Here is a 17,355-nt window from a genome sequence, read left to right as displayed (position 1 = left end):
TCAAATTCTGCAGGAAGGAACACGCCCATGGCACTGGAAGATGCCAAAACCCAAGTTGATATGGCCTTCACCCGCGACGACCCGCGCGGCTTGAGCTTTGAAAACACTTTTGGCGGGGCCACGTCTTTCCTGCGCCGCCGCTATTCCAAAGACCTCACCGGCGTCGACATCGCCGTGACCGGCATCCCCTTTGACCAAGCCGTGACCAATCGCCCCGGCACCCGCCTTGGCCCCCGCGCCATCCGCGAGGCCAGCGCCATTCAGGCGTTTGACCCGCCCTATGGCTGGGGCTACGACCCGATGAGCGAACTGAACATCGTGGACTATGGCGATGTGGCTTTTGATTACGCCCGCGTGGCCGACTTCCCCGAGGCGCTGACCAACCACATTCGCGGCATTCTTGCAGGCGGCGCAGCCAGCATTGCTTTGGGCGGCGATCACTACATCACCTACCCGATCCTCAAAGCCTATGCCGAGAAGTTTGGTCCGCTGAGCCTGTTGCAATTTGACGCCCACACCGACACTTGGGCCGATGACGAACCCAACCGCATCGACCACGGCACCATGTTCTATAAGGCCGTCAAAGACGGTCTGATCGACCCCAAGCGCTCAGTGCAAGTTGGCATCCGCACCGAAAACCCAGACACGCTTGGCTTCAACATCATCGACGCGCGGGAAGTGCATGAGACAGGTCCGGTGGCCGTGGCACAGAAAATCCGCAACATCCTGAGCGACCACCCCACCTATCTGACCTTTGACATCGACGGGTTGGACCCGGCCTTTGCCCCTGGCACCGGCACGCCGGTTTGGGGAGGCCTCACTAGTGGTCAGGCCAGCATCATCTTGCGCGACATTGCCGGTATCAATCTGGTCGGTGGTGACGTGGTCGAGGTCTCCCCCCCATTTGACACCACCGGCGCGACCGCCGTGGCCGGGGCGCATATTGCCCTAGAATTGATATGCCTCTGGGGATGGACGCGGCGTTAATTCGCACCCCTCTGGAAACCAGCACAAGCGCCCCTTAGGTTGCAGGCGTCGGGTGATCTACCTGGCGCGTCAAAGCGTATGATCTCTAAAACGGGGGCGCAGCGCTTAAGCCTGTGAGAGTGGGGTGCGGAAAATGACATTTCTATGGTTGATCGTTGTGCTGGCCATTGGCTTTGCCGTCTACGTGCGCGTGGCCCCAAGCGATCTTGCCAAGTGGCACAAGGAACCGCAGGTCGCCCATAACAGCGACAATGAGAACTCCGTTCGACGTCTGGTAATGTCTGGCCGCGACGGTTTGGCCCGGTTTCATCAAGTGGCGGTCGGTACGCCGCGCACCACCGTGCTTGCCGGCTCTGTTGACGAGGGCATGGTCACCTATGTGACCCGCTCCAAACTCCTGGCCTACCCCGACTACACCACCGCCTATCAGGACGGTGACATGCTCAAGGTCTATGGCCGCTCACGATTTGGACGCAAGGATTTTGGCGTGAACGCCAACCGCGTCGAGGCTTGGATCGACGCTCTGTAACGGCGCTTTCAGACTGGAGCTCAGGCATCCGGGCGAAATCTCCCGCCACATCGGTACATTCAGCGACATCTGGCACTGCGCCATGAACATGCGCCCATCCACCTGCAAACAGATGGTCTCACCAATCTCGATGCGCTGGCCTTGTTTGTCGGTACAATAACAATCCACCGGCACGCCGTTGATCATGCCATCCGCCGTGGCCGTGCTCGCCAAAAGGGCAAATATCAGGGTCAGCTGTTTCATACGCCCAGTATAGCGCAAACCCTGCCCTTGACCAAACCCGCGTATTGTCCCACTTAGCGGCATGATACCAATAGAACGACTGCATCAGATCACCCAACGTTTTGAGTTCCTTGAGGCCCAGATGGCCGAGGGCAGCGGCGATATTGCCGCGCTTGCCAAAGAGTATTCCGATCTCAAGCCGGTGGTGGAACAGGTGCAGGCCTACCAAAAGCTTCTCAGCGATATCGAAGAAGCCGAAGAGATGCTCTCTGATCCGGACATGAAAGACCTGGCCGAAGAAGAGCTGCCAGAATTGCGCGCCGCCCTGCCCGAATCCGAGCACGCTCTACAACTCGCACTCCTGCCCAAAGATGCGGCTGACGCCCGCCCCGCCATTCTGGAAATCCGCCCGGGCACTGGCGGCGACGAGGCGGCCTTGTTCGCCGGAGACCTCCTGCGCATGTACCAGCGCTATGCCGAAACCCGCGGCTGGAAGCTTGAAATCCTCGAAGAGAACGCCACCGAACTGGGCGGCATCAAAGAGGTGGTGGCGCATATCAAAGGCGAAAACGTCTTTGCCCGCATGAAATACGAATCCGGTGTGCACCGTGTACAGCGCGTGCCCACCACCGAAAGCGGAGGGCGCATTCACACTTCTGCTGCCACCGTGGCCGTGCTGCCCGAAGCCGAAGACGTGGACATCCAGATCGACGCCAACGACATCCGCATCGACACCATGCGCGCGTCCGGTTCTGGCGGTCAGCACGTGAACACCACCGATTCCGCCGTGCGCATCACCCACCTTCCTACTGGTATCATTGTAACCAGTTCCGAGAAATCGCAGCACCGCAACCGTGAGATCGCGATGCAGGTTCTGAAAACCCGTCTGTTTGATCTGGAGCGCCAACGTCTGGCCGATGAGCGCGCCGCCGAACGCGCCGGTCAAGTGGGCTCCGGCGACCGGTCCGAGCGCATCCGCACCTACAACTTCCCCCAAGGCCGCATGACCGACCACCGCATCAACCTCACGCTTTATAAGCTGGATCAGGTGATGGCAGGCGACCTTGATGAGACCATCGACGCACTCACGGCCGATGCACAGGCCACCGCACTGGCGGAGATGAACGGGTGACCGGCACCATCGCCGCGCTGGTGAAACGCGCTGTTGAGGTCTTGCAAGCCATCCCGGTCAACGATCCGGTCAAAGAAGCCCGCCTTCTGGTCAGTCACGCCACCGGCATACGCCCCGACCGTCTCACGTTGGAACTGCGCGAAGCGGCCACAGCGGAACAAGCCGCTGCACTGGAAGTGCTGCTGACTCGCCGCCAAGCCCGCGAGCCTGTGTCCCACATGCTTGGCAAACGCGCGTTTTACAATCACGAGTTCATCGTCACAGCCGACACACTGGATCCCCGCCCAGAAACCGAAATTCTCGTGTCGCTGGCCCTTGGGACGCGTTTCGCAAACGTGCTGGACATGGGCACCGGAACCGGCGCGATCATCCTGTCCATTCTGGCCGAGGCGCCAACTGCTAAAGGCGTCGCGACCGACCTCTCTGCCGCCGCTCTAACCGTGGCGACGCAAAACGCCGAGGCGTTTGAACTGGCGGATCGTCTGACTTTGCTGGAAAGCGATTGGTTCAGCAAAGTGGACCACACCTTCGACCTGATCGTCTCCAACCCGCCCTACATTGCACTCGACGAAATGCCCAAGCTCGCTCCTGAGCTGTCTTATGAGCCACGCTTGGCGCTCACCGATGAGGCGGATGGCCTCACCGCCTATCGCAAAATCGCCGCTGGCGCACCAGCGCACCTCAATGCGGGCGGCTGGCTCATGGTGGAAGTTGGCTGGCAACAAGGCCCAGACGTGGCCGCCCTCTTCACCGAAGCGGGCCTGACAAACGTCGCCATCAAGCCCGATCTGGACGGGCGCGACCGCGTGGTGATCGGTCAAAAGGCCTAAAACCCACGCAAATTTTCCCTTTTGCAAGCTTTGGCGCGATAAAAGCACTTGTGCGAACGCCCAAGGCGCAATATCAAGTTCGTGTCCTTTTGGTGGATGCCCCATTTGCGGGCGGTCCCGATTGGACATCAAGCCATAAATTGTCGCCCCCGGAAGACAGAGCGCACGAGGCGTGAAACGGGATGAGCGATTGCCATTGACCAAGGCTGGATTACAAAAACAATGAGATCTTCGAAGTCACGTTCGCGGAATAAATCTAACCGCAACCGTCCCTCCGGCAACATCGTCAACCGCGTGTTTGACAGCTCCGGCCCAGAGGGCAAGGTGCGAGGCACCCCTCAGCAGGTGATCGACAAATACAACCAGCTCGCCCGCGACAGCCAGTTGGGCAATGACCGCGTTGCCACGGAAAACTTCCAGCAGCATGCCGAACATTATCAGCGCATGCTGAACGAAGCGCAGCGCGAACAAGAAGCGCGCCGCGAAGAGCAGGACCGCCAGAACCGCGAACGTCAGGCCGAACGCGACCGCGAACGCCGCGAGCGCATGGAACGTCAGGAACGCGAAGGCAATGGCGGTGGCAACCGCGACAAAGCCCCTGCCCCTGTCGAAGCCGACGCGCAGCCCGTTGTAGACCCATCCGAAGCGGATCAGCCCGACCTGATCGTGGATGTGGCCGAAAGCAATCTGGTGGAGACACCAGAGGCCGAAACGCCTGCGCCCAAGAAAGCACCCCGCAAACGGGCACCGCGCAAAAAGGCGGAAGACAAGGCCGACGCACCAGCGGAGAAATCTGAGAAGAAACCACGCCGCTCCTCCAAAAAGGCTGAGGCCCCGGCAGAGTCTGCGCCTGTGGAAGAAAGCAAAGCCGCGGAATAATCCGGCCTGCTTATCAAACAACAAACCCCTCGCAAGCACACGCCTGCGAGGGGTTTTCTTTTGTCTGCTAGGTGCCTGACAGCGCAGCGTCAGCCCTGCGCCAGCACCTGATCCATCATCGCTTGCGTGCCTCGCGCCTGCTCCAGCGGCCAAGCATAGGTCTCGCCCTCCCGAATGGTGCGGCCAAAGGCTTCCACCTGCTGCACATATTGGTTCACCACCGGAAAGCGCTCGATCCGCTTGGTCTGATCCGGCATCGACATGTGTAACTCCGCCTGATCAAACTTGCCCGCGTTGAACGGACAGGTCAGCGTCATAAGCCCTTTCTCGCCATGGAAATGCACCTCTTGGCGCGGCGCTGAACGGATCGAGGTGTAGGCCTGATAGGTGAAGCCGTCAAAGGTGAAGCCCATGTCGGCAAAGGTGTCGACACCGTGCTCCCACTGCAGCCGCGCGTAATCAAGCTGCACCGGCTCCTGCCCGGTGGCAAACCGCACGCCGCCCATCACGTACACCCCAATGTCGCGCAGCCCGCCGCCGCCAGCCGCCGCCTGATTGCGAATGTTACCGGTGTCATCGTTGAAAAACGAAAACGCCGCATTCACATGCACCAATTTGCCTATCGCGCCCTCGGCCAACAGTGACTTCGCTCGTTGCCACTGCGGATGGTGCACAATCATATAAGCCTCCGCCGCCAACACCCCGGCCGCATCCCGCGCCTTGATCAATTTGTCGATTTCGGCCACATCCATGCCCACCGGCTTTTCAATCAACACCGGCTTGCCCGCCTCCAGCGCTTTGATCCCCCACTCTACGTGCAGGTGATTGGGCAGCGGGACATAAACCGCGTCAATTTCCGGATCGGCCAGCATGTCCTCATAGCTCTGATGATGCCGCACCCCGGGCGCAAAAGCCGCAAAACCCGCAACCTTATCAGCACTGGAAGACGCTACAGCAGCAAGCTGTGCCCCCTTGGCCGCATGGATCGCGGGCCCCATGGTGGTCTTGGCAAAATTGGCGGCTCCGAGGATGCCCCAACGGACAGGTGAGGTGGTCATGATAGCGCTCCCATTTGGTGCGCCCACCCTAGCCACTCCGCTCCAGCGGACAACAAAAAACCGGCCCATTGCGGGGCCGGTTTCGGTTTTTCATCTGCGAGGCGCTTAATGCGCGGCCAGCATCCCACGCGACGCCGCCAACTCGCGCATCCGTTTCTGCAGTTTTTCAAAGGCCCGCACCTCAATCTGACGGATCCGCTCACGGCTCACATCATACTGACCGCTCAGGTCTTCCAGGGTGACCGCCTTCTCCGCCAAACGGCGCTGAGTCAGAATGTCCTTCTCGCGATCGTTCAGCACGTGCATGGCCTCCACTAGAAGCTCGCGGCGGGCGTCCAGCTCGTCTTTTGCCTCATAGTCCGCAGCCTGGTTGGCGGTTTCATCTTCCAGCCAGTCCTGCCACTCCATGGTGCCTTCACCTTCGGTGCCAACCTGTGCGTTCAGCGAGGCATCCCCACCGGACAGGCGCCGGTTCATCGAAATCACCTCATCCTCGGTCACGCCAAGATCGGTGGCAATCCGCTGCACATTCTCTGGACGCAGGTCGCCATCTTCCAACGCACCAATCCGGGCTTTCGCCTTACGCAGGTTGAAGAACAGCTTCTTCTGCGCCGAGGTGGTGCCCAGCTTCACCATGGACCAGCTGCGCAGCACATATTCCTGAATGCTCGCACGGATCCACCACATGGCATAGGTCGCCAGACGGAAACCCTTTTCAGGGTCAAACTTCTTCACCGCTTGCATCAGACCGACGTTGGCCTCGGAAATCACTTCGGCCTGTGGCAAGCCATAGCCGCGATAACCCATGGCAATTTTGGCCGCGAGGCGTAGGTGCGACGTCACCATTTTATGCGCGGAATCAGCGTCTTGCTCTTCGACCCAGCGTTTGGCCAGCATGTACTCTTCTTCTGGCTCCAGAAGCGGGAACTTGCGAATTTCCTGAAGATACCGGTTGAGGCCACCTTCTGGTGTGGGTGCCGGCAGATTTTTGTAGTTGCTCATGGCGAATGCCTCCCTTGTCTGTCTTACGCTGCTTAAATGCGCGTATGTTTAAACCTTTAACATCCATGTAGGGCGCTAACGGACGGTTTCAACCTCGGCGCGCAAATTTCTGACTCTCATAGTAAGTTTTTCGCTGATGGCTTTCCATGGCTGACAGGATTTCTCACAGCCACGTGCAGTTTGTTACAGACAGAATTCCGCCCGTTACTGTCCGCCAAGGTCCGCGATCAACTGCGCCATATCCTCTGGCAAAGGCGCCTCAAACCGCAAGTCTTCGCCTGTCACCGGGTGCTCAAAACCCAACACAGCCGCATGCAACGCCTGCCGCGCAAAGGCTTTGGCCGCCGCCGCACCTTTCACGCCAATCGCCTTTTCGCCCAGTTTGCGCCGCCCGCCATAAACCGGATCGCCGATCAGCCCGTGGCCCGCATGGGCCATATGCACGCGGATTTGGTGTGTGCGCCCGGTTTCCAGCCAGCATTCCACCAATGAGGCCACCGCTGGATCGCCAAAAGGCTCGACAATCCGCACCCGTGTCACCGCATGACGCCCGCCTTCAAACAACACCGCCTGACGTTGCCGATCGGTCTTGTGCCGCGCCAGATGGGTGGTCACTTTCATGATGTTTCCAGGCTCAAAGTTCACCCCGCGCACACCCCGCAAACGCGGATCGTTGGCATCCGGTACGCCGTAACAGACCGCGCGGTAGTAGCGCTCTACCGTGTGGGCCTCAAACTGCGCCGCAAGGCCTTGGTGGGCCGCATCGGTTTTGGCCACCACCAGCAACCCGCTGGTTTCCTTGTCGATCCGATGCACAATCCCGGGCCGTTTCATGCCGCCCACCCCGGACAGCGTGTCGCCACAATGATGCAGCAGCGCATTCACCAGCGTGCCATTGGGCGTGCCCGGTGCCGGATGCACCACCATGCCCGCCGGTTTGTTGATCACAATCAGATCATCATCTTCCCAGATCACCTCAAGCGGGATGTCTTCCGGCCCAATGTGGCTTTCCTCGGCTACCGGAACGGTGATCACTACCAACTCGCCGCCCGCCACTTTGAGCTTGGGGTCGGTCACAACCGCGCCGTCCAGCGTCACGCTGCCCTCGGCAATCAGCTTTGCCAAGCGGGTGCGGCTCAAACTGGCTTCCACTGGCACATCGCGCGAAAGCGCCTTATCAAGACGCTTGGGCGGGTTGTCCGCAATCACAAATTCTACAAGGGCCTCAGCCATGGACTCTTCTCCGGAACCAATTGAACCCGCCAACCTGCGCTTCCTGCGCCTGTTGGTAACGGGCATGACGGTGGTTATGGTTGTCGGGCTTTTAGCCTTGGTTGTCCTGCTTGTCATGCGCTTCCGTGAAGATGGCCCAATCTTGCCGGAAAACCTTGTGCTGGAAGACGGCGCGGTGGCGCAGGCGGTCACGATGGGCGACGGCTGGGTGGCGATTGTGACCGAGGACAACCGCATTTTGATACACGACCGCATCACCGGCGCTTTGCGTCAGGAAGTGGTATTGTCTCCAGGCGCGTTTGGGGCGACGGTCAGCGAGTAAAGGGGCGTTGCCCCCGGCGCAGCAGGCTGCGCCTCCCCCAGGATATTTGTGGAATGAGAAGATCAGGGCAGGTGTTCCAACTGTTTGGTCTCAGCCTGCGCGGCAAATACCGGGATTGGATCGGCGTAGCCCTTGAGGCGCACGGCGGCCAGCTCTTTTAGGGTTATGCCTTCATCGACCAGATCACTGGTGTCTCGATCCACCAGCACCTGCCAAGGGCCCGCTTTAGCGCAGAGCCGCGCTGCCAAGTTCACGGTTGAGCCCAGCACCGTATAGTCCATCCGGTCGCGCGCCCCCATCGCCCCAAGCACCACGTCGCCTGAGGCGATGCCCACGCCCACGGCCAGTTCGCGCGCGCTTTGAGCCCCAAAAGACGCCGCCAACGCCTCTTTGATTTCCACGCCGCAGCGCACGGCGCGATCCTCTTTGTCCTCACCCACAAACATCGCCATCAGCTCATCCCCGACAAACTTGTCGATATCGCCGCCATGGCGCTCGACAATCTCTGACTGGATTTCAAAATAGCGGTTGAGCACCTCAATCACCTCTTCGGGCGGCACGGTTTCGGAAAACGCCGTGTAGCCGCGAATATCTGAGAACAGCATGGTCACCTCGCGCCGCTCGCCGCCCCGCCGCATCCGGTCGCCATCCCGGTTCTGTATGGCCGTCACCGTCTCATGGCTGACGAATTTCATAAGCTCCAGCCGCTCGCCCAATTGCCCGGCCATCACGTTGATCCGCCCCGCCAGATCGCCAATTTCGTCGCGCGAGCGCACGCCGTCCACCCGTTGTGAGAAATCGCCCTCGCCCACAGCATCCGCCACCCGGCCAATTTTCAAGATCGGACGTTTCAGGCGACGCGAGAAGATCAGCGCCCCAATCGAGGCCGCGGCAAAGCCCAGACTGCCGACAATCAAAATCCGCTGCATCATCTGAGTGACCACGGCATAGGCCGTCTCTTCGCTCAGCTCGGCAATCACCGCAAAAGGAAACCAATCCGGAAAGGCATAAGCCCCCAACATCGCTGTGCCATCTGGCCGCGCATAGGCCTCCAACGCATCTGCCCGCGCGCCTGCCACAATCAGCGGCATGGCAGAAGCCACGATCGCCCGGTCGGCCAAAACCTCCGGGGCCTCTACCAGCACGGCCCGTCCAGCATGATCCACAATGGTGATCTCACCCCGCGCGGTAAACGGATGGCGCAACACACTGCGCTGCAAGGTGTTCAGGTTGATACGTGCGCCCAACGTGAACTTGCGCCCGGCAATGATGCTTTCCATCGGCAAAGCCAAAGTCGCCAGCCAGTCCCCTGTGTCCGGCAATTGGCTGATCAGTGGTCGCCCAAACTGTCCGGTGCCCTCAATATTCGCCAGCAACTCATTGCTAATGGAGAGCGTCTGCACCGGGTCAAGGCCAACCTCTGCCAGCTGTGCAGCAAAATCTTCATTGCTCACCAGCACCGGAATGTCGGAGCCTTCCACGCTCAGCTGCAAGGACACCACATCCGGCAATTGCGCCATGCCCTCCGTCAACAGCGCCACCTTTAGCGCGACGTCCAGCTCAGGATTGTCCACACCAGAGCGGATCACCATCAACGGTGCCAGCCAACGGCCCTGATACAGGCTGTCAAACTCGCTGCGCAATTGCCCTGCCACGCTGGTGAGATCTTCATTCACCGCGCTTTTGAGCTCTTCGCGGGCAATCTGCACCAGGTTGTTGCCCACCAGCGCCAAAGGCACCACGGCGATCAACGCGGCGAATAGAAAGAACTTGAGCGGCAGCGGAAACCGCATCAATTGCCCTCACCCCGGGCCACGGCCAATACCTGCACGCTGTCGGTAGACACACCACAGGCCAATCCGGTGCTGTCGCGCGCAGTCACCGTGGCCGTATACGTGCCTGGCGCGCCGTAGGCATGGCGGGTCACTGCGCCATAGCCGCCTGCCCCGTCGCCAAATTGCCAGCTGACCTCTACGCCATGGCCATCCGGGTCGCTGACATCACTCACATCAAAGCGCAGCACGTCATGCGCCGCCCCCACCGGGGTTTCCCGGTCTTGGCCCGCGCTGATCACCGGCGCGGCATTCACCAATATCTCCGCCGTGTCCTGCCCCACGGCACAGCTGGCACCGCTGTCATCCGTCACAATCAAGGTTGCGGTCACAGGCCCCGCGGTATCAAACCGGCGGCTGACCTCTGCGCCCGCCAACTCCACCCCGTCTGAGAAGCGCCACAGCAGATCGGTAATCTTGCCATCCCGATCATACGCTCCAGCTCGAAACGAGACCTCTTCGCCCGGACAGACCACCCTGTCCGGTCCCGCATCGGCGGTTGGCGGCGCGTTCACCCGTGCATAGACCTGCTCCAACTGGCTGGAGTTTTCCAATCCTTTGCCATCATCCGTAGACACCGTGACCGGATACAGCCCCGGCGTAGCGTAGCGATGGGTCACCGCCGCGCCTTTGCCCGTGCCCCCGTCACCAAAATCCCAGGCCACCGCCACCCCAGGACCCACCGACAGTTCCCAGGCTTTGTCATCACCCGCGCATAATGCCCCGGCCACATCGACGCCGGTCAGCGGCGCTGGATTCACCTGCATCTCGCGGGTCCAAGAGGCGCTGCTATTGGCCACACCCGCATCATCGGTGACTTCCAGCGACAAGGCATAGACACCCGGCGTTTCATAGCGATGCACCACCGACACGCCCTCCGCCGTTTGACCGTCGCCAAAATCCCAAAGGTAGCGGGTGATCACCCCGTCGTTGTCCACCGCGCCAGTGGCGTCAAACCGCGTCAAAACGCCCGCCGCCACCTGAGCGGGTGCGTCCACCTCTGGCGTCGGCGCGGCGTTGATGAGGATCTTGTGGTGCGTGACCAATTGCCCGCAGTCCTGCGTGCCACCTTCAAGCGTTGTGGTCAGCGTCGCCAAATAGGCTCCCGGTTCGGCAAACGCATAAGACACTTCCGCGCCTTCGGCTGTGCCGCCATCCGAAAAGATCCAGTCATACCGCACCGGCTCGCCCGTACCGGCCGCGTCGCCCAAAACAGCGGCAAAGGCCACGGCATTGTTCACCGGCGCACGCTCCACCGCGTCAATGCGCTGGCTGCGCGCGGGCAAGACCTTCACATTGACTGTATCGGTGTCCAGCGGGCTGCATTCCCCAACCGCATCGCCAGTGATCGTGAGCGTGACCGCATAATCGCCCGCCCGCTCAAAGCTCTTGATTGGCGTCGCCCCGCTGGCCCGACTGCCATCACCAAAGGTCCATTCAAACCCGTTGACAGACCCATCGGCATCTGTGGAGCCACTGCCATCCATGCGCACCTCTTGATTGACACAGACCGTCATGTCCGGCCCCGCATTGGCAATTGGCCCCTCGCGCACAATCACCGCGATGCGGTCCAGATCCGACCCACGCGTGCTGCCGCTCTCATCTTCCACTTGAAGAGTGACCGGGTAAGTGCCTGGCATTTCGTAGGTTTTGGTTGGATTGATCACCTCAGACAACGTGCCATCGCCAAAGTCCCAGAGGTACTTTAACAGGTCGCCATCCTCATCCGCGCTGGCCGAGGCATCAAAGATGATCGACTGGCCAGAACACACATCTTTGTTGCCTCCCGCATCCGCCACCGGCGCGGCGTTGATGATCACCGTGGTGGCATCCACATCCCGCGCATTGCTCAGGCCGGTGCCATCATCCACCCGCAATGTGACTGGGTAGCTGCCCGCTTTGGGGAATACATGGCTGACCGTCTTGCCAATCACCGGCGCCGACCCGTCGCCAAAATCCCAGAGATACATCAGCGCGTCGCCATCCGCATCGCTGCTGCCACCAGCATCCAACGTGACCAACAACCGATCCGTATCAATCGCCGGACCCGCCTCTGCTTCGGGACGGTGGTTCACATGGATGGTCACGCTGTCCTGCGCGGTGGAATTGGCCACGCCGCTGCCATCCCGCACCACAAGCCGGGCGTTGTACACGCCCGCCACCGGCCAAGCGCGCTCCACCACTGCGGCCTCCAACGGGGCCTGCAAATCGTCAAACTCCCAGCGGTAGCCAGCCAGCAGCCCGTCTTTGTCAAAGCTTGAGCGCGCATCAAACCGCACCGTGTCATCTGGCGCCACGCGCAGATCCGGCCCCGCCTGCGCAACCGGCGACGCATTGACGGTGATCAACACCTCGCTCTCATCCACCGCGCCGCCACCGACAAAATCATCGGTCACTTTCAAGCGCACCCGATGCAGCCCCGGCGTTTCAAAGCGCTGCGCCACCCGCACGCCATCTTGCGTGCTGCCATCCTCAAACAGCCAAAGATACTGCGCCACCGTGCCATCCGGATCCACCGACGCGCCACCGTCGAGCACAAACTCCTCGTCCGGCGCGACGGTCAGCGCAGGCCCTGCGTCGGCAATGGGTCGACTGTTGACCACAACTTGCATCGTGTCCCGATGGCTGCTCTGAGGCGCCCCACTGTCGTCCGTGACCGTTAAGTCCACCTCGTAAACCCCTGGAATTTCATAGAAATGAAGCGGACTTAAACCTTCTGCGGTGCGCCCATCGCCAAACTCCCAAACGTACCGCGCAATCTGCCCGTCAATGTCACGCGACCCGCTGCCGTCAAACTGCACCTCTGACGCGGTGACAAACTGATCCGGCCCGGCCTCCGCCACCGGCCGCGTGTTCACAACCACCTCAAACCGGGTGCGCTGGGTGGCCGATTGCGTGCCGCTGTCATCAATCACGGTGAGGGTTACCTCGTAGACACCGGGGGTCGCCCAAGCGTATTCCGCAACCGGCCCCTCGCCCATGGCCCCATCGCCGAAGTCCCAGAGGTGCGACAGGATCACCCCATCTGCATCGCTGGAGCGGCTACCATCCAGAATCACCGCCTCCCCAACGGCCACCGGCGCCTCCGGCCCGTCGATCGCGGGCACAGGCGGCGCATTTACACGAATGGTCAAACGGTCCGTGCTTGTCGCATTGGCCACGCCGCTGTCATCGCGCACAGATAGGCCCACCTGATAGATCCCGGGCTGCTGATACACATGCGTTACACGGCTGCCATCGCGCTCTGTGCCATCCCCCAAGTCCCAAACATAGCCGGTGATGGCCCCATCCACGTCATAGCTCGCCGCCCCGTCCAGCGTGACCGCGCGCCCCACAATGGTGTTCACATCCGTGCCCGCCTCAGCCACCGGTGGGAAATTCACCATCACCAAACGGGTCGCCACGCCAAAGTTGCAGGGATGCACCGCGTCATCGCTCACCCGCAAAACCGCGCGATAGTCACCCGGCTCGGTGTAAACGTGGCTGGCCTCCACCGTGTCGGCTGCCGCTCCGTCGCCAAAGCTCCACAAATAACGCGTGATCGGGCTGTCAGACGGCAACGAGCCCGCGCCAGAAAACGGCACCACATCGCCCGGCGCTACCGTGATCGCGCTGCCCGCCACAGCCCGAGGCGCCACCCGCACATGCACCGGCACCTCGGCCTCCGCCCCGCGCGCCGCCCGTGTGCCCGGCAAGCGCACCCGCAACCGCGCATCATACCGCCCCGGTGCGCCGTAACTGTAAACAATCACCGGCTCTTCTGAGCTGGCGCCATCGCGGTAATCCCAGCGGTAGGCCAGCAGCGGATCGCCATCCGCCAAGCTGCCATCAAACGCCACGCTAGAACAATCCGCCAGCTCCCGCGCCCGTGGCAGCGCCTCTGGCCGCGCAGGCACTGGCGCCAAACGAGATGGCATCAGCATCGGCACCGCTTGTCCGTCCGCATCAAACAGGCTCAGCGTCACATCATTGGGCGTTTCAAACCCACCCTGAAGGGTCAGCGACAGAATATCCTCTCCCGTCAGCTCTTCGGCACGCACAACTTCACTGGCCCAGACATTCTGCCCCGAGGCGCGCAGCGCATAGTCCGAATACATCCGGTTCAGCCGCAAATCGCCCCGCGCCCCGTCAAAGTTCTGCACCGTCAGGTCCCCAGCGGTGGCCAGAAACTCCACGCGGGTGCCCGGTCCAGACCCGGGCCAGCGAATGGTCGGCTGATAGGCAATCATCTCCAGCCCCTCAGGCCGCCGATGCGCATCCCGCAGCAGGCTCACATCCACGTTGAACCCGTTGCCGTCATCACCGTCAGCGCCGAGCACCTCCAACCGGAACCAAGCACGGTCGCCAATCACCTCACCTTGCCGCGCGCGCACACTTCCCAGCGAGACCCACTGCTGATCGGTTTCTGCCTCGGACCCAAACTCGACTTCCCGCAAGACCTCGCCAGCACGCGCTGCCAAAACCGCATCACGGGTCACCTTGGAGGGCGTCTCGCCATCCGCAACCGGCACCGGCATGGGCACCCCACTGCGCGCGCCGTCACCGCCGTAGACCCGATAGACCGTGCGGGAATTGCCCCCGCCGCCATAGCGAAAATCATGCTCCCCCCGCATTTCCGGATCAAACACGCGCACATAAACTCTGTCGCGTAATTCACTCGGAACGCTAAAGAATATCACCTCACGATGATCGATATCACCCTCCCGCGTCGGTGCAGCGGAGCCGTACATAACCAATTGGCCGTGTTCCGCTGGCGACGCCACATCCTGCGCTTTGGCCTGTGCCTGCCAAAGCCCCCAAGCCGACAAAACTGCCACCATCAGTTTCAGCCAAGTCATGCGCGCGCTCCTCTTCATCGGATCACCTCATTGCCAGCGTAGTCCTGCACCACCACCTCGATCAGACGCATCTCTCCCGGTGTCGCCGGCAGGCTTGCCCGGCAAATGCCTCGGGCACTGTCACAGCGTAGGTAGCCCTCAAACTCTGCGTCCCCAACCTCAACCAGGTACGGCGCCGCCTGACGCAACCCGCTCACATCCTGCGCCGTAACCACAATCTCAACCGGCTCGTCTACGCCTTGTGGCCGGGCCATGCCTGCATCCAAAATCTCCGGTGGGCTGAGGTCCAAAAGCGTTTCCACCACAAGAACCCCAACATTGCCCGCCGCATCCACCGCGCGCAGCTCCAACAGGTTTTGCCCTTCGGTGAGTGCCGCCTGCATCGCAAAGCTGCCATCAAAGATGTCCTGCTTGGCGCCGTTGAGCTCCAACGTGACCGCATCCCCAAGGGTGCCCGTCAAGTCGATGGCTTTGTCCGTGGTGGCCCGCGGTGGCGGCACATCCAGCACCAGCTCCGGCGCGGCGCTGTCCCGCACCACAGCAAACGCCAACGTTCCGGTGGACACGCCACCTTCGGACAAAACCTCCACGCTGAACGCCCGCGGCTCCGAACCGACCGGCACCGTGATCGCCAAAACCCCACCTGCCGAAATGCGTGTGCGTCCGGCCTCTGCCCCAGCGACATCCCGCAAGACCACCTCTTGGCCTGGCTTGGCAGAAGTGGCGGCCACAACCGTCATCTCGGCATTGCGGCTCACCAAATGGCCGTCGCTGTCCCGCGCCAAATCCGGGTTCAGCGTCATCGTCGTTGCCACGCGGGGCACATAGCGCAACTGTCCGCGTTTTTCAGAGACATTGCCCGCCGGATCGGTTGCCACCAGCACAATCTGATTGGCCCCGGGGATCAGCTTCAGCGTGGTCTCAAATCCCCCATCCGCCGCCACATCCACGGCGATACCGTTCACCGTAAGCGCCACCCCCGCCTCAGACGCGCCCAGCACCGCAACGTCTGGCACCTCAACCAACACGCCGTCCGACGGCGCCAACAGCGTCAAAAACGGTGGTGTGCTGTCCTGGCGCAACTCAAACTGGCGCACTTCGCTCCATTTGCCAGGCAACCCAAGCCCGTCCAGCGCCGCGACACGCCAATAATGGGCACCGGGCGCCAGGCCAGCCACGTTAAAACTCAGGTCTTTCACACCCCATTCGGTGGCAATCATCTGGTTGAACGCCGGATCCCCCGCGACCTCAAACCAATAGCCGCTGGCCTCGGGATACTCCTGCCACGCCAGTTGCACACCCGCGCCATAGACATCCGCGCGGTCCATCGGCGCACTTAACAACGGCCACTCCAGCACTTGCGCCCGCGTGGCCACGCCGTCTTCCGTGATCACCACCCCCTCGTCTTGGCCAAGAGACACTTTGGTGGCGTCGGCTTCAATGTCGAGCGACGCTGTGTCGTAGTTCACAAACAGCGCCTTATCGGCCTCTTTCTTGATCCAGAAATCATCGCTGTCGGTGGTGGTCTGAATGCCCGGCACGTCAATCTCAAAGCTGTCACGATCCGACAGCTGATTGAGCAGCGCATAGAAATCGCCGTTGGCCAGCGACACTTTGGTGACCTCTTTGCCGGTGAGAGGATCAGAGCGCATCCGTTGAATGGTGGCATTGGAATTGGGGTTCAGACGCAGCCGGCTCAGATCGCGAAACGTCACCTGTGTGGTCGAGTTGGTCAGCGTGCGCACTTTCTCAAATTCTATCAGCACATCGTTCAGGTCTCGATCCGACCAGGCCGCCTCCGCAGGCTCCCGCCCCTCCACACGCCCATGAATATCTGTGATCAACGCCTCCGCCGCGCGGTCCCGTTGCGCCAGCGCAATTTCAAACGCCTCGGTCGCGTGCCCCGTCGCCGCCCCAGCAAACCGCACCACCTTGCGCCAGGCCCCTTCCCCGCGCGCACCAACCGCTGCGTCACGATCTGCTATCGCGGCGCCAATCTCCTGCGGCGCAAACAGCCGAGCGCCTTCTGAGGTGGCCTTCTGGATAGCGACCAAAGCCTCAGCCAACGCCGCATCGGCTGCCGCCACTTGCGCCACCGGCATCTGCAACACCGCCCCCGGCACTAGGTCCGCCGGTGAGGCCAACTTGTTGATCTGTAAAACCGTTGGCCAAAGGTCAGGATCGTTGAGATGCCGCCCCACAAAATCGCGCAGGGTCTCGTCGCCGCTATAGGCCACTTCGGTGTAGGGCACCTCCAACGGGTCCACGTCTGCCGATACCACTGGCGCGAGAGTTCCCACCACGCAGGCGGCCAGCAGGCCAAACCAACGCACAATTGTCTTCCTAGGGTTTTGGTCGTCCGCAGGAACACACATGCCTGCACTCCCAAAAGGGCCGTGAAAAGAAATTATGGTTAATAGGTCGTCTAATCGTTCTACAGCTTGGAACGCCGCGCAAGAATTTTGCCGTGTGGCACATCTATTGGCGCCTT

At 61.3% G+C, this 17,355-nt stretch carries 13 protein-coding genes; 6 read left to right on the top strand and 7 right to left on the bottom strand.

Features of this window, described 5'->3' with window-relative positions; translation table 11 throughout:
- The first annotated feature begins 27 nt into the window (after window positions 1-27).
- Window positions 28-987 (top strand): agmatinase, encoded by a 960-nt coding sequence (gene speB / locus MK208_RS04245; protein WP_294114243.1) that lies wholly within the window; start codon window positions 28-30, stop codon window positions 985-987.
- A gap of 133 nt (window positions 988-1,120) precedes the next feature.
- The gene (locus MK208_RS04240) at window positions 1,121-1,516 is read left to right on the top strand and encodes a DUF1499 domain-containing protein (RefSeq protein ID WP_294114241.1); all 396 of its coding nucleotides are present in this window, start codon (window positions 1,121-1,123) and stop codon (window positions 1,514-1,516) included.
- Here MK208_RS04240 and MK208_RS04235 read toward each other — a convergent pair.
- The gene (locus MK208_RS04235) at window positions 1,448-1,702 is read right to left on the bottom strand and encodes a hypothetical protein (RefSeq protein ID WP_294114559.1); all 255 of its coding nucleotides are present in this window, start codon (window positions 1,700-1,702) and stop codon (window positions 1,448-1,450) included. The two genes, MK208_RS04240 and MK208_RS04235, sit on opposite strands and share 69 nt — an antisense overlap.
- Before the next feature lie 118 nt (window positions 1,703-1,820).
- Here MK208_RS04235 and prfA point away from each other — a divergent pair, with 118 nt between their 5' ends.
- The 3 genes from prfA to MK208_RS04220 all read left to right on the top strand — a co-directional run bounded on the left by prfA (window position 1,821) and on the right by MK208_RS04220 (window position 4,579).
- Window positions 1,821-2,870, top strand: a complete 1,050-nt coding sequence (gene prfA, locus MK208_RS04230) for a peptide chain release factor 1 (RefSeq protein ID WP_294114238.1) — start codon at window positions 1,821-1,823, stop codon at window positions 2,868-2,870.
- On the top strand, window positions 2,867-3,700 hold the full coding sequence (prmC, locus tag MK208_RS04225; RefSeq protein WP_294114235.1) for a peptide chain release factor N(5)-glutamine methyltransferase: 834 nt from the start codon (window positions 2,867-2,869) through the stop codon (window positions 3,698-3,700). Before prfA ends, prmC begins: the two co-directional genes overlap by 4 nt.
- A 222-nt stretch (window positions 3,701-3,922) precedes the next feature.
- Window positions 3,923-4,579 (top strand): DUF4167 domain-containing protein, encoded by a 657-nt coding sequence (locus tag MK208_RS04220; RefSeq protein ID WP_294114232.1) that lies wholly within the window; start codon window positions 3,923-3,925, stop codon window positions 4,577-4,579.
- Window positions 4,580-4,668: 89 nt separating this feature from the next.
- On the opposite strand, the gene MK208_RS04215 is transcribed toward MK208_RS04220, so the two are convergent.
- From MK208_RS04215 to MK208_RS04205, 3 genes are all read right to left on the bottom strand, one after another.
- Entirely contained in the window at window positions 4,669-5,637 is a 969-nt protein-coding gene (locus MK208_RS04215; protein WP_294114230.1) for a Gfo/Idh/MocA family oxidoreductase, read from the bottom strand.
- Window positions 5,638-5,742: 105 nt separating this feature from the next.
- A complete protein-coding gene (gene rpoH, locus MK208_RS04210) occupies window positions 5,743-6,639 on the bottom strand; it encodes an RNA polymerase sigma factor RpoH (protein ID WP_294114221.1) in 897 nt (298 codons plus the stop codon).
- A 204-nt stretch (window positions 6,640-6,843) separates the two neighbouring features.
- Window positions 6,844-7,872 carry an RluA family pseudouridine synthase gene (locus tag MK208_RS04205; protein ID WP_294114218.1) on the bottom strand — a complete coding sequence of 343 codons (1,029 nt, stop codon included), beginning with the start codon at window positions 7,870-7,872 and terminating at the stop codon, window positions 6,844-6,846.
- On the opposite strand from MK208_RS04205, the gene MK208_RS04200 reads away from it, so the two are divergent.
- Window positions 7,871-8,194, top strand: a complete 324-nt coding sequence (locus tag MK208_RS04200) for a DUF6476 family protein (protein WP_294114216.1) — start codon at window positions 7,871-7,873, stop codon at window positions 8,192-8,194. The two genes, MK208_RS04205 and MK208_RS04200, sit on opposite strands and share 2 nt — an antisense overlap.
- Window positions 8,195-8,256: 62 nt before the next feature.
- Here the strand turns inward: MK208_RS04200 and MK208_RS04195 are convergent, their stop codons facing one another.
- From MK208_RS04195 to MK208_RS04185, 3 genes are read right to left on the bottom strand one after another with little or no spacing between them, the layout of a single operon-like run.
- The gene (locus tag MK208_RS04195) at window positions 8,257-9,987 is read right to left on the bottom strand and encodes an adenylate/guanylate cyclase domain-containing protein (RefSeq protein WP_294114214.1); all 1,731 of its coding nucleotides are present in this window, start codon (window positions 9,985-9,987) and stop codon (window positions 8,257-8,259) included.
- Window positions 9,987-14,864, bottom strand: a complete 4,878-nt coding sequence (locus MK208_RS04190) for a PKD domain-containing protein (protein ID WP_294114212.1) — start codon at window positions 14,862-14,864, stop codon at window positions 9,987-9,989. Before MK208_RS04190 ends, MK208_RS04195 begins: the two co-directional genes overlap by 1 nt.
- A gap of 14 nt (window positions 14,865-14,878) precedes the next feature.
- Window positions 14,879-17,197, bottom strand: a complete 2,319-nt coding sequence (locus MK208_RS04185; protein ID WP_294114209.1) for a FecR domain-containing protein — start codon at window positions 17,195-17,197, stop codon at window positions 14,879-14,881.
- Between the last annotated feature and the right edge of the window lie 158 nt (window positions 17,198-17,355).

Source organism: Shimia sp. (assembly GCF_022448905.1).
Classification (GTDB): Bacteria; Pseudomonadota; Alphaproteobacteria; order Rhodobacterales; family Rhodobacteraceae; genus Shimia.
Note: the sequence above shows the minus strand (reverse complement) of the source record. Positions and strands in the feature narration are given on the sequence as shown.